Source organism: Vibrio sp. LaRot3 (assembly GCF_027587025.1).
Taxonomy (GTDB): Bacteria; Pseudomonadota; Gammaproteobacteria; order Enterobacterales; family Vibrionaceae; genus Vibrio.
The window spans coordinates 50,858-64,229 of the sequence record NZ_JAPPTI010000004.1 but is presented as its reverse complement, the minus strand read 5'-3'; the positions used below and the strand labels follow the sequence as shown (position 1 = coordinate 64,229).

Sequence of the window (13,372 nt, the reverse complement as noted above, 5' to 3'; positions counted from 1 at the left end):
AAGTTGACTAATAACATTTGTTATTTTTAAGGGAATGAAATCATGTCCACTACAGAAACCGTATTGGAGAAACAATCCGCCGAGCAGGGGAACTTGCTGGATGAAATTATGGCGCAAACACGCATGGCGCCAGCGGATGAAGGTTATGAAGTTGCAAAGCGTGGTGTGTCTGCGTTTATCGAAAATCTTGTGGGTTCAAGCCGTGAATCTCAACAAGTAAACAAAAGTCTGGTTGACCAAATGTTGGTTGAGCTGGACAAAAAAATCAGTGCGCAAATGGATGAAATCCTGCACAACGACCAGTTCCAGAAGCTTGAATCTTCTTGGCGTAGTTTGAAGCTATTGATTGATCGTACTGATTTTCGCGAGAACAACAAAATCGAGTTGCTTCATGCGACTCAAGAAGAGCTTCTAGAAGATTTCGAATACTCACCAGAGATCTCTCAATCTGGTTTGTACAAACACGTATATTCCTCTGGTTATGGTCAATTTGGTGGTGAGCCTGTTGGCGCAATCATTGGTAACTTTGCCTTTACACCTTCTACTCCTGATATGAAGCTTCTTCAGTATCTTGGTAACGTAGGTGCAATGGCACATGCACCATTCCTATCGTCAGTAGGCCCGGAGTTCTTTGGTATAGATTCATTTGAAGAGCTACCATACGTTAAAGATCTGAAATCGATTTTTGAAAGTCCTAAGTACACTAAATGGCGCAGTCTTCGTGAATCAGAAGATGCGCGTTACCTAGGCTTAACTGCGCCACGCTTCTTACTGCGTGTACCTTATGACCCAACAGAAAACCCAATTAAGTCGTTTAACTATGAAGAACGCGTCAGTGCTTCTCATGACCACTATTTGTGGGGTAATACAGCGTTTGCATTTGCAACTCGTTTGACTGACAGTTTTGCGAAATACCGCTGGTGTCCGAACGTGATTGGCCCGCAAAGCGGTGGTGCAGTGGAAGACCTTCCTGTACACGTGTTTGAGTCAATGGGTGCACTGCAAGCTAAGATCCCTACAGAGGTCTTAGTGACTGACCGTAAAGAGTTTGAATTGTCAGAAGAAGGTTTCATTGCACTTACTATGCGTAAAGGCAGTGATAACGCCGCATTCTTCTCGGCTAACTCGATTCAAAAGCCGAAAATCTTCCCTAACACTAAAGAAGGTAAGATGGCTGAGACCAACTACAAGCTTGGTACTCAAATCCCGTACATGATGATTGTTAACCGTCTTGCCCACTACATCAAGGTGCTACAGCGTGAGCAAATTGGTTCTTGGAAAGAGCGTCAAGACCTTGAGCGCGAGCTTAATGGTTGGATTCGTCAATACGTCGCTGACCAAGAGAACCCACCAGCGGACGTTCGCAGTCGACGCCCATTGCGCGCAGCGCGCATTGAAGTGAGTGATGTTGAAGGTAACCCTGGCTGGTACAAGGTTTCTATGGCAGTACGTCCTCACTTTAAATACATGGGTGCGAACTTTGAATTGTCACTAGTTGGCCGATTGGATCAAAGCTAATGACTTACATTGCTCCAGAAGAAAGCACTTTTGGAGTAAGTTTCTTTGAAAGATTGGGTTCGAGTGACAAAACCTTTTCAGTGACCCAAGGGCCTGATTTGGTGGATGTGCTCAACTCAATCAAAAGAAACGTATCCAATGTGCTTAATACGCGGATGGGTGAATCATTAAGCTCTCCAGAACTCGGATTAATCGATTTTAACGATGCGACGTTAGAGTCTCTCGACTTATCAGTAAAGATAAAAAGAGCGATTACTCATTGCCTAGAACGTTATGAACCTAGGTTGGCGAATGTCAGAGTAAACGTGTTGCGAGAGAGCATCAGTACGCTTTCATTGAAGTTTCAGATCGATGCCGAGCTCAATAGTGAAATGCTTCACCGTAAAGTCCAACTTCAGCTGATGCTGGATCAGAACAAGCAGTACAGGGTGTATTCTTAGATGGCTCAAGATAAGTATTTTCGGGAAGAGCTTTCGTTCTTAAAAGAACAAGGCAAGCAGTTTACCCAAATACATCCCCAGCTTTCACGCTATTTGCAGGGTCAGCATGCTGACCCTGATGTTGAGCGTCTACTTGAAGGTTTTGCGTTTTTAACTGCTCGCTTAAGGCAGAAAGTTGAAGACCAGTTCCCTGAGTTGACACACTCAATGATCAACATGTTGTGGCCTAATTACTTACGTCCTATCCCAAGCACAACGGTGATGCGTTTTACGCCAGACCGTAGCTTGAGTGAGCGTCAAGTGATCAAAAAAGGCACTCAGCTTGATAGCAATGCAGTGTTTGGAACTTCTTGTCATTTTCGTACTTGTCGTGATGTCGAAATCTATCCTCTGGTTTGTGAGGATGTGATTACCCATCGAAGCCGAAAAGCAACCATCATTAATATAGAGCTAAATCTTTTAGGTGGGGTGACGTTTGGTGAGGCGGGCATCGACAACCTTGGCTTTTATCTCGGTGGTGACGCATTCAGTGCGCAGATGATCTACTTTTGGATCAACCATTATCTCGAGTCGATAGAAGTGGATGTGCAAGGAACAAGCTTTAACGTTCCTGTGCAAGGTATGGGCGTGCTTGGCTTTGATTCGCAAGATAGTGTTCTCCCGTACACGAAAAACGCGCATGAAGGCTACCGAATCCTCCAAGAGTACTTGTCGTACCCTGACTTGTTTAACTTTGTGAAGATTAATGGTTTAAGCAAGGCTGTGGCTAAAGGAGTCACGGGCAACTTTACCCTTAAGCTTCATTTCAATAAGACGATTCCAAGCAATATTTATGTTTCAGACGAGCAGTTTCAACTGTATTGCGTACCAGCGATTAACTTGTTTGAACATGATGCCGATCCGATTGATTTGAGTGGTAAGAAAGCGGAATACAAGTTAATTCCTTCGAGCCGTACACCTTCTCACTATGAAGTGTTTAGCGTTGATCAAGTGTTCAGCTGGCAAGATTCTAAGGACTCGACCTCTCGTCACCGTGGTCAACGCCGAGACTACACGGCATTTGAGAGCTTTCAGCATGAGATTGAGCGCGTGCAAAATCGCCAGTCGCTCTACTATCGCTTGCGGGTAAAAGATTCGATTCGAGGTGATGGGTTTGATCATTACATCTCGTTTGTTCGAGCGGATGAAACTTATGCCGTGGATATGGATGAATCGGTATCATTGAAACTGACGTGTACGAACCGCCAGCTGCCGATGGAACTCGGTATTGGTGATATTTGTCAGCCTACAGATACCTCACCGCCATACGCGACATTTGAGAACATTACGCGCCCAACACAGACATTACGCCCAATGCTTGATGGCAGTTTGCAATGGATGTTGATCAGTAATCTCTCTCTCAACTATTTGTCACTACAAAGCAAAGAAGCGCTAAGTAGTATTTTGCAAGTGTATGACTTCAAAGCGCTGGTGGATAGACAAGCAGAGAAAGTCGCGAACTTACGTTTAGAGAGCATTTTAAAAGTGGAATCTGAACCGGTTGATCGAATCGTAAAAGGTTTGTCGGTGCGTGGTCTTAAAACCATTTTGGTTCTCGATCCTAAATGTTTTGTCTCTGAAGGTGAGTTGTATCTGTTTGGCACTGTGTTGAATCATTTCTTCGCTTTGTACTCCAGCATTAACTCTTTCCATCAATTAGAGATTGTGAACTCGCAAAATCAAGAGAGATACACATGGGATATCCGTCAGGGCCAGCAACCACTGCTGTAGACGGTGCGTTGGTCCCACAGGAGTGGCCAAGCAACGTTAAAGACTACAGTTTCTATCAATTGGTTGAATTGTTACATCGCTTAGAAGGGATCAATCCAGAGTGTCATGAATGGGAAAAACGATGCCAACTGGTGTTTAGCGCCAATCCAAGCTTAGGTTTTTCACCGTCAGATATTTCGAGTATTGGTCGCAACCAAGCCAACAACTTGTACTTAGAAACGAACTTTTTTGGTTTGTGTGGCGCTGAGTCACCGTTACCAGGGTTTATGTTGGAGCAAATTGCCACGGAGGGCACTCAAGGGTTTAAGCGTCCGTTTCTCGATTTCTTTAATAATCGATTGATCAGCTTGGCCTATCGAGTTTGGCGAAAATACCGTTACTACATTCGGTTTCAAGAAGATGCGCAAGATAGCTTTTCAGCTCAGCTATTTGCGTTAGTGGGTTTAGGTGATCCTTACTTACGCGGTGAGACACCAATTAACTGGTGCAAGATGTTGGCTTATTCCGGTTTGCTTGCCGGTAAAAGCCGTTCACCTCAAGTAGTTGCAGGGATCATTGCTCATTATTTTGATTTGCCACAGGTATCAATTACTCAATGGCAAGTACGCCGAACGCCAATAGTGGTTGAGCAGCAACAACAGCTTGGTCAGCGCAACGCTCAGTTGGGTGTTGACACCATGTTAGGCAGCAAGATTCGCGATGCGAGCAGCAAATTTGTCATCGTGATTTCTGGGTTATCTCGTCAGCGCTACCGTGATTTTTTGCCCACAGGTAAAGAGTTCAAGCCTTTGTGTAAGTTGGTCGAACACGCGCTTCGAGAACAATTTGCTTATGACATCGAACTCTCAATGACAGAAGAAGAACGTCCGCAACTGACCTTTTGCCCAGACAATTTGGTGGCTTTGGGGTGGGACTCGTTCTTAGGTGAAACGCCAATTAAAGATAGCGTCACTATTCAGGTGAGGCAGTAAGGTCAGATAAGGCCGTAGGGATTAGAGATAAGGCTGTAGGTATGAATACCATTCAATTTTCTGTATCGAACCCGTTTCAATTGAAACCTGGCGTTCATGTTCAACACCAGTTTACTCGCAGTGGGGGAACGATCGGTTCAACAGCGAATGCGGGTTGGCTACTTAATGATATGGCCAACAGTATTGAGCCAATTCATTGCGAAATTATTTGGGTCTCGCAGCAATTTTGCTTGCGCGATAGCAGCAATCAAACACGAATTAACGGCAATAAAGTGCCATTAGGTAGCAGTCGTCTGATTGCTTTGAATGACCTTGATGAAATTCAGCTAGGTGAAGTCAATATTCGTGTCCATTTTAGTTTCGCCACCATGGGACAGTTTAGAGATGAAAACCTTACATTAATTGATAGCTATGAAGGCCAACGTGTTCCGCAGCAACAAGAAGCGGTCTCATTTCAAATTGAACCTGTCGATCAATTAATAGATAACCGTGACCACAGTTTGCTCGAACAGCCTAGAGTAGCAACGACCAACAATGGCACAGTGCAGCAAGCACTCATTAAAGGTGACTGTTCAGACTCTCGGATCTCAGAAGCAGAATTCATGGAAGACACTCAGTACATGGAACTGCCAAACGTTCCTAAACAAGAGTCTCAGAGTCAACAGCCATCACAAGCAACAGGCCAATATGACCACATCCTGACTGGGCCAATGTTCCAAGGGTTAGGGGTGGAGCTTGACCAAGCGAAGAATGTTGACCAGTTACACGTGTTATCTCAAGAGGTAGGCCAGTGCATGCAAAATGCGATTCGCGGCCTGCAAGATGTGCATCAACAGCTTAACCAAGGGCGCTTTAAGGTTGCCAGTCGCAATCTACGTCCTATTGAAGATAACCCAATCAAACTTGGCCTCGATTACACCGAGACTGTGAAAACTCTATTTGATAGTCAAAAAAGTTTTGTTCACCTTTCTGCGCCAGCGGCGGTTGAGGAAAGTTTACAAAACGTAATTGAGCATAACGATGCAACTCAGCACGCGATATCAGAGGCGTTGTCGCAGTTGTTAGTGGCTCTATCGCCTCCAGTTCTACAGCGACGTTTTCAGCGTTATCAAGGCGGTAAATATCATAACGATAAGCCGTTAGATGACGGAGCATCGGATGCTTGGTCTTGGCAGATGTACCAACACTATCACCAAGAACTAACGGCCAATCACCAACAAGGCTTTGAAAAATTATTTTGGGAAATATTTGAACAAGCGTACGACAAGCAGATTCGTACCCAACAAGTGGAGAGTAAATTGTGAAAGGATATCTATTAATTTTGGCTAGCGCGCTCGCGCTTGTTGGCTGTTCTTCTTCTGAGCCTGTCGCTCCTCATGAAGGGCCATCTACAGTCAGTTTTAGCCTAGTTAGTGATGATGGTGTCAACCCTAACGTAATGGGAGAGGCCGCGCCAATCGAAGTGCGAGTCTTTGAACTAGAGGACGATTCCATGTTTATGTCCGCTGACTATGACCTCATCTCGCGCAGCCCTTCAAAAGCACTGAAAAGTAATTACGTCGAAAATTACGATTACATGCTAGTACCAGGCCAGTTTAAGTTCATTAACTCTTTTGAGATCAGTGAAGATACCAATTACATCGGGGTGATGGCGCACTTCTCAGAGCCAGAGCTTAGTGATTGGAAAAAGGTCGTCAAAGTGGTGAAAACGGGGCGTCAATATCACCTGTTGATGTTGTTTAAAGATTATGACGTTAAGTTAGAACGAGTGGAGTAACCGATGTTTGGTCGTAGTCGCGTAGTTTGGAATGAAGGACTGTTCATTAAACCACAGCATTTCCAGCAGCAGCAGCGCTTTCTTGAATACCATATCGAAGAGCGAATTGCCTCTGGAAACCCTTTTCAATACGGGTTAACCGAGCTGTCCATCAACCTTGAGTATCTGGCTTTTGGGCGTATCGCCATTGAGCGAGCAACAGGCATTATGCCAGATGGTTCGGTGTTCCGAATCCCTCAAGAAGATACCATGCCAGAGCCTCTTGATATTGAAGATGCTTCTTTAGTGAATCAGATTATTTATCTTGCTGTCCCACTTCGTAGCCATGCGCTTCGTGAAGTGGACTGGCCAAATGAACCGGGAACATCTCGTTTTGAATCTCACCGCTTAGAGGTTCGTGATGTGCATACGCTAGAGGGCGATAGCGCTCAAATTGAAGTGTCACCTCTTAAGATGCAACTGCTGCTAGAGCGTGAAGATCGCAGCTCATTTGCTTCTGTCGCCATCGCTAAAATTGTCGAGAAGCGCCCAGATGGCAGCATTGTGCTCGATGATGATTTCATACCTTGTATGTTAGATGTTGCTTGTCACGGATCACTACATCGCTTTGTTAACGAGATTTCTGGCTTGATGAGTGAACGAGCCAAAAATATCGCTCAGCGCATGGCTGCACCTGCGCAAGGTGGGGTCGCGGAAGTGTCTGACTTTATGTTGCTTCAAGCTCTCAACCGTTGGCAGCCCAAATTAAAGCACCTTTCCGAGCTGCGACGTCTACATCCTGAGCGCCTGTTTGAAAATTTGATCAGTTTAAGTGGTGAGCTCACTACGTTTACTGATGAAAGCCGCTTACCAGTGACAATGCCAAACTACGACCACGCTCACCCTAACTTGTCGTTTGGGCCTGTGATTCGAGTGCTGCGTCAGAGCTTGTCTATCGTACTGCAGCCAAAAGCGATTTCAATTCAGTTGGACGTTCAAAAATATGGCTTACGCGTTGCGCCTATTTTGGATTCTCAATTGATCAAAGAGGCGGAATTTATCGTGGCGGTTAAAGCCAAGATGCCGAGCGAAGAGCTACAACGCCTCTTTATTCAGCAAACCAAAGTGTCATCAGCGGAGAAAATCCGCGATTTGGTATCACTACAGTTGCCGGGTGTTCCGCTATTACCTATTCCAGTAGCACCAAGACAGCTGCCTTATCACGCGGGCTTTAGCTACTACAAGTTGGATAAAAATAGCCCTGCATGGGAGCAGCTATCGGGTGCGAGTGGCTTAGCGTTCCACATCGCTGGTGAGTTTGAAGGTTTAGATATGCAGTTCTGGGCAATTAGGAGCTAATCATGAGTTCATTTGATTCAACACAACATTATCAAGATTTGCTGTTCGATAGCGTAGAAAGCATAGAGAAAGACCAACAATATTGGTTTCAAATCAATGGCGACCACCCTAACAGTCTCATTGATGCCGCAATTCCGTTATTAGGACTTGCCAGTCGTGTTCGCACGCTATCGGACTGCTACAACGTCGACGATGTGTATCAGCAAGTCGTCGAAGAAATTCAAGCGATTGATGCTGAGCTTGAGGGGAAATATGAAGAGGCACAGTTAAACGCATACCGCTATGTGCTGTGCGCCACATTGGACGAAGCGATTCTAAGTACCCCTTGGGGTGGCCATAGTTGTTGGTCACAGCAGTCGCTACTTGCGAAGTTTTTCAACGAAACGTGGAGTGGTGAGAAGGTGTATCAGATTTTAGAGCGCCTCTCCAGCGAGCCGGAAAAATATCGCACATTACTTGAGTTTATCCACCTCTGCTTGGCACTAGGGTTTGAGGGTAAATATCGAGTTATCGAAAACGGCCAAGCAGAACGCGACAAAGTGATTGCTCATCTACATAAATTATTAGGCTTTGATGAGTTACAACACAGTTTATCTCCATTGGTAGCGAACCCTAAACACAGCGCAAATGTGCCAATTAAATTGAAGCGCCGACTTTCGACATGGCAGGTGTTGTTTTTAATTGGCGGCATTGTATCAGCCGCTTATGTGACCTATTCACAGCTGCTCGCAAGCAACACTGACCATGTATTACAACAACTTCAACAATTACTTTAATTAGCTAGGTGACTATCGTGATTCGCATTGAATTACCCACATTGATTTCAAAACTAAACGAGCAGAGCAAACTGGCCCTCGAGCAAGCGGCCTCGCTTTGTATTGAACAACAGCAACCAGAAGTAACACTGGCACATTACATGGACGTATTGTTAGATAACCCTTTGTCTGATCTACGTACCATTCTTCAACATGCCAACATCGATCACAATGCGCTGAAAGCGGCGATCAAAGAAGATTATACCCGCGAACACACATTAGATACTTTCCCGCCGTTTTCGCCTTTGTTGGTGGAAGCGCTACAAGAGGCGTGGCTGATTTCGACCACTGAGCTTAATCAAACAGAGCTTCGCTCTGGGGCCATTTTTGTCATCGCGTTAGCCAGTAAAGAACGTTATTTGAATCTAGCAGTCAGACGTCTACTTGAGCCATTAACAGCAGAAGCGCTGAAACGTGAGTTTGAATTAGTGGTGGCTAATTCATCCGAGACCCCTGTTGTATCTGATGATAAATCCGCGAAACAGCCGCTATTGGCTGGCGGTCAACAATCGTTAGAAAAGTACTGCAAAAACATAACTCAAGACGCCGAGAAGGGTGAGCTTGACCCTGTACTTTGCCGCGACAATGAAATCAATTTGATGATAGACATTCTATGTCGTCGCCGTAAAAACAACCCAATCGTCGTGGGTGAAGCCGGTGTTGGTAAAAGTGCGTTGATTGAAGGATTGGCTCAGCGCATTGCGAGTGACAACGTCCCTGAAAGGCTTAAAGGGGTGACGATTATGTCACTCGATCTAGGCCTACTCCAAGCCGGGGCTTCGGTAAAAGGTGAGTTTGAAAAGCGCCTGAAAGGAGTGATTGAAGAAGTTAAGCAATCGGCTAATCCAATTATTCTATTTATTGATGAAGCTCATACCTTAGTGGGTGCCGGTGGTGACAATGACGCGGCTAACCTACTTAAACCTGCGCTTGCTCGCGGCGAAATCAGTACTATCGCAGCAACGACATGGAAAGAGTACAAGAAATATTTTGAAAAAGACGCAGCGTTAACTCGCCGTTTTGAAGTGGTCAAAGTGGATGAGCCTTCTGTCGATCAAACGATCGACATTCTTCGCGGTCTTCATCATGTTTACGAAAAAGCCCACACTGTGCTTATTTCAGAAACTGCACTGCAAGCGGCTTCTCAGTTGTCTGCGCGTTACTTGTCAGGACGTCAACTGCCAGATAAAGCGATCGACGTACTTGATACTGCATGTGCGCGAATTGCGATTAACCTTTCTTCGCCACCGAAACGTCTGGCACAGTTAGAAACTCAAAGCGTCCAACGTCAGCGTGAAATTGATATGTTGGAGCGCGCCAAACTTCTTGGCGAAGAAGTGGATGGTATTCGCTTAGATGAACTGCATACATTGCATGATGTGGAAAACGATGAGTATCAAGACCTTCACCAAGCGTGGCAACAGCAACAAGAGATGGTGCAGGGCATTATCGAAGCGCGTCAAATCATTTTAGGTTTCGACAGTGAGGAAGATGAGCAAGAAATCCTAACTGACGCTCAACAGAGTTTACGTGAGCTTACAGAGTCATTTGAAGCGCTATCAACCAAAGAATTGTTGATCCACCCACAAGTCGATGAAGAGCAAATCGCGGAAGTCATTGCCGATTGGACAGGCGTGCCTATCGATCAGATGAAGTCTGATGAGCTCAATAAGATCACTCAGCTTGCAGACACGCTGCGCGAAACCATTAAGGGTCAAGATATTGCCATCGAGCGAGTACATAAAAACTTGCTGACGGCTCGCGCTGATTTACGCCGTGCAGGTCGCCCGAAAGGGGCATTTTTATTGGTTGGCCCGAGTGGTGTCGGTAAGACAGAAACCGTGGTTCAACTGGCCAACCAGCTTTATGGTGGTAAACAGTTCCTCACCACCATCAATATGTCGGAATACCAAGAGAAACATACCGTCTCTCGTTTAATTGGCTCTCCTCCGGGTTATGTGGGCTACGGTGAAGGCGGCGTACTTACTGAGGCGATTCGTAAGAAACCTTATTCAGTTGTACTACTTGATGAAGTAGAAAAGGCACACCCAGAAGTACTGAACTTGTTCTATCAAGCTTTTGATAAGGGTGAGTTGGCAGACGGCGAAGGTCGTTTAATCGACTGTCAAAATATCGTGTTCTTCCTGACTTCAAACTTGGGTTACCAAGCCATTGTTCAACATAATGAAAACCCAGAAGTATTGGATGAAGCACTTTACCCAATTTTGGCGGATTTCTTTAAACCTGCGCTCCTTGCTCGTATGGAGACCATTCCATATCTACCGTTGGATAAATTGGTTCTGGCAGAAATTGTGGCCGGTAAGTTATCCCGCTTAGAGCAAATCTTTAGTCAGCGTTACGGCGCAGAAGTGCTGATAGAAGAGAGCGTTATCGAACTGATTCTGCAACGAGCTAACCGCTCAGAAAATGGTGCTCGTATGCTTGAAGCGATCATTGACGGTCAAGTGCTACCGCCGATTTCACTGGCATTGTTGACTCGTTTAGCCAATCAAGAGCCGGTAAATCAAGTAACGATTCGTGTCGAAGATGATGAGTTTGTCGGAGAGGTGAAATAAATGAAAGGCTGGATGGAATACAGTGTTGAGATCGTAGCAAAGCGTGACCGTCAAACGTTGACATCAAGCTTTTTAGATTCGATTTCTCAACGATTAGCGCTTGAAACAGCGTTTGTGTTAACTCCCAATGCAGAAGGGCGCACGTTGTCTTCCTCCGGCCTTACTCCACAACTGGTCTGGTCGGTAAATGATTTCAACGTCCCTTTTAGCCATGTCATCAACAAATCCGAAGTCAAAGTACTGACCAGTGATGAACTGATCTATTGGCAAAATGACGTTCAATTTAGTCAATTGGCGCAAAAAGTTGGCATGTTCTCAAGTATGGCGATTTACCCCCTACCGCTAAAAGAAAACAAGGTCGCTAACTTATTAGTGATGGTTGGTGACAACGATAAGCTCCACGCTTTAAGTGCCGACCAAGCCTTCTTGCAATATTTGGATCTTTTCTCAAATCAGTTCGCTCTGTTGGATGAAATGGCTTCTAGCAAGCTGAATCAGCAAATCCTCTCTGATTCATTGCAACATGCAGAAACGCGTTGTGAGCGTCAGAAACTGCAAAATGACATGGCTAAAACCTTAGTCGGGACGAGTGTCGCCATGCAGCGACTGCGCGAGAAAATCGTCAGTGCTGCAAGCTCACATTTAGCCGTTATGGTGCAAGGTGAAACGGGGACAGGTAAAGAGTTGGTCGCACAAGCTATTCACCAAGCTTCCAGCCGTAGCAGCCAAGCCATGATAGCGATTAACTGTGCGGCAATCCCTGAAAACTTGTTAGAGAGTGAGCTATTTGGTTATTGCAAAGGTGCTTTCTCAGGTGCCGATTCGGATCGTAAGGGGCTGATCGCGCAAGCAGATGGCGGTACGCTGTTTTTAGATGAAATAGGCGATATGCCTTTGGGCTTGCAAGCGAAATTACTTCGCGTTTTAGAAACCAAGCAGTTTAGGCCGCTCGGTGGTAAAGAAGAGCAGTACTCAGATTTTCGTTTAGTGTGCGCAACGCACGTGAACTTAATTCAGCAGGTAAGAGAAAAACAGTTCCGTCAGGACTTGTACTACCGCTTATGCCAGTTCCCACTCGCTATTCCAACCTTGAGCCAACGTATTGAAGACATTGATGAGCTAGCCCATGGTTTTATTAAACAATATAACCGTGAACATGATGCCAGTATTTCAGGTATCGACTCTTTGGCCATTGATCGCCTTAAGCAGTATGCGTTCCCAGGCAATGTGCGTGAGTTGAAACACTTAATTGAATTTGGCTGCGCACAAACTTTACAGGGCAAACAAATCTCGCTTAATAGTGTGAAAGATAGGCTGCATGTTCTTTCTAATCTTGGTGAGCCTACTCACATCGCAGTGCCAAGTATTGAGCCTTTGCATACCTCAAGCAATGAAATTGAAGCGATTGATGATCTAAAACACGCCATTCGCTGTTATGAGGCTTCGATTATTCAGTCTCGACTCGATAAATATCGCGGAGACCGAGCGAAAGCAGCGCGCAGTTTAGGCATTCCTAAGCGCACGTTAGCGTACAAGTGTCAGAAGCTGGAGTTGATCGGATGAAATTCTTTATCAGCGGTCTCATGGTCTCTGCCGTAACCGTCACCTTACCAAGCATCGCCAGTGAGCAATTATCACAAGCGTATCAATGCGCGGAAATTACCACGCCCAATCAGCGCCTAACTTGCTTTGATCGTGTGTTCGAATCGGCCAAAGTCAGTTCAGGAGAGAAACCGTTGTCGTGGCTATTGGTCAAGCGCTTAGAGCAAGAGAGGTCAGAGGGGGACTTATCCCCGAGAGTTGAGGTCGATGAACAAAATAAACGCGCGCTGATTACTTTGCCATCACAACAGGAAGGCAAAGTGTTGGTGATGAGTTGTATCGACAATATCTCACGCGTTGAGCTTTATTTACCTGAGCCAGTATCGGCGGCGCGCGTGTCTATCTCTGTGTTAAATGGAGAGCGTCAGTCATGGCGCAGTGATGACTCAGGTTTAATCTTTGAAGCCTCCAGAGGGTTGCCTGCGATTTCATTGATGAAGCGTTTAATGAATCGAGAAAGCGTCACTCTGCGCTCTAGTGCTCGTGGTTTTGATGGCTTGCGATTTGAAACCAGTCAGGTAGCGGGTGTTATTGAAGCACTCCGTGACCCGTGTAGTTGGTAGGT

General features: G+C 45.6%; 11 protein-coding genes. All 11 read left to right on the top strand.

The features are described 5' to 3' along the window. The first annotated feature begins 42 nt into the window (after positions 1-42). From tssC to vasI, 11 genes are read left to right on the top strand one after another with little or no spacing between them, the layout of a single operon-like run. Positions 43-1,518, top strand: coding sequence for a type VI secretion system contractile sheath large subunit (gene tssC, locus OH461_RS10855; protein WP_260261940.1), 1,476 nt, complete (start codon positions 43-45; stop codon positions 1,516-1,518). Next, positions 1,518-1,958 carry a type VI secretion system baseplate subunit TssE gene (gene tssE, locus OH461_RS10850; protein ID WP_270020638.1) on the top strand — a complete coding sequence of 147 codons (441 nt, stop codon included), beginning with the start codon at positions 1,518-1,520 and terminating at the stop codon, positions 1,956-1,958. The genes tssC and tssE overlap by 1 nt, the downstream gene beginning before the upstream one ends. Further along, a complete protein-coding gene (gene tssF / locus OH461_RS10845) occupies positions 1,959-3,728 on the top strand; it encodes a type VI secretion system baseplate subunit TssF (protein ID WP_270020637.1) in 1,770 nt (589 codons plus the stop codon). After that, a complete protein-coding gene (gene tssG, locus OH461_RS10840; protein WP_270020636.1) occupies positions 3,692-4,699 on the top strand; it encodes a type VI secretion system baseplate subunit TssG in 1,008 nt (335 codons plus the stop codon). Before tssF ends, tssG begins: the two co-directional genes overlap by 37 nt. 41 nt (positions 4,700-4,740) lie before the next feature. After that, positions 4,741-6,003 carry a type VI secretion system-associated FHA domain protein TagH gene (gene tagH, locus OH461_RS10835; RefSeq protein WP_270020635.1) on the top strand — a complete coding sequence of 421 codons (1,263 nt, stop codon included), beginning with the start codon at positions 4,741-4,743 and terminating at the stop codon, positions 6,001-6,003. Further along, positions 6,000-6,476, top strand: coding sequence for a type VI secretion system lipoprotein TssJ (gene tssJ / locus OH461_RS10830; RefSeq protein ID WP_270020634.1), 477 nt, complete (start codon positions 6,000-6,002; stop codon positions 6,474-6,476). Before tagH ends, tssJ begins: the two co-directional genes overlap by 4 nt. Before the next feature lie 3 nt (positions 6,477-6,479). After that, a complete protein-coding gene (tssK, locus tag OH461_RS10825; RefSeq protein ID WP_270020633.1) occupies positions 6,480-7,814 on the top strand; it encodes a type VI secretion system baseplate subunit TssK in 1,335 nt (444 codons plus the stop codon). 2 nt (positions 7,815-7,816) lie between these two features. Continuing rightward, on the top strand, positions 7,817-8,590 hold the full coding sequence (gene icmH, locus OH461_RS10820; protein ID WP_270020632.1) for a type IVB secretion system protein IcmH/DotU: 774 nt from the start codon (positions 7,817-7,819) through the stop codon (positions 8,588-8,590). A 17-nt stretch (positions 8,591-8,607) separates the two neighbouring features. After that, positions 8,608-11,205 (top strand): type VI secretion system ATPase TssH, encoded by a 2,598-nt coding sequence (gene tssH, locus OH461_RS10815; RefSeq protein ID WP_270020631.1) that lies wholly within the window; start codon positions 8,608-8,610, stop codon positions 11,203-11,205. Beyond that, complete coding sequence (locus tag OH461_RS10810) at positions 11,206-12,768, top strand: sigma-54 interaction domain-containing protein (protein WP_270020630.1); 1,563 nt, start codon at positions 11,206-11,208, stop codon at positions 12,766-12,768. Then, entirely contained in the window at positions 12,765-13,370 is a 606-nt protein-coding gene (gene vasI / locus OH461_RS10805; protein WP_270020629.1) for a type VI secretion system-associated protein VasI, read from the top strand. The genes OH461_RS10810 and vasI overlap by 4 nt, the downstream gene beginning before the upstream one ends. The last annotated feature ends 2 nt before the right edge of the window (positions 13,371-13,372 follow it).

Bases quoted from the DNA above. Each gene is read 5' to 3' on its own strand.
- tssE (WP_270020638.1), top strand. From the start codon at position 1,518: ATGACTTACATTGCTCCAGAAGAAAGCACTTTTGGAGTAAGTTTCTTT.
- OH461_RS10810 (WP_270020630.1), top strand. From the start codon at position 11,206: ATGAAAGGCTGGATGGAATACAGTGTTGAGATCGTAGCAAAGCGTGAC.
- tssG (WP_270020636.1), top strand. From the start codon at position 3,692: ATGGGATATCCGTCAGGGCCAGCAACCACTGCTGTAGACGGTGCGTTG.
- tssC (WP_260261940.1), top strand. From the start codon at position 43: ATGTCCACTACAGAAACCGTATTGGAGAAACAATCCGCCGAGCAGGGG.
- vasI (WP_270020629.1), top strand. From the start codon at position 12,765: ATGAAATTCTTTATCAGCGGTCTCATGGTCTCTGCCGTAACCGTCACC.
- tssF (WP_270020637.1), top strand. From the start codon at position 1,959: ATGGCTCAAGATAAGTATTTTCGGGAAGAGCTTTCGTTCTTAAAAGAA.
- icmH (WP_270020632.1), top strand. From the start codon at position 7,817: ATGAGTTCATTTGATTCAACACAACATTATCAAGATTTGCTGTTCGAT.
- tagH (WP_270020635.1), top strand. From the start codon at position 4,741: ATGAATACCATTCAATTTTCTGTATCGAACCCGTTTCAATTGAAACCT.
- tssK (WP_270020633.1), top strand. From the start codon at position 6,480: ATGTTTGGTCGTAGTCGCGTAGTTTGGAATGAAGGACTGTTCATTAAA.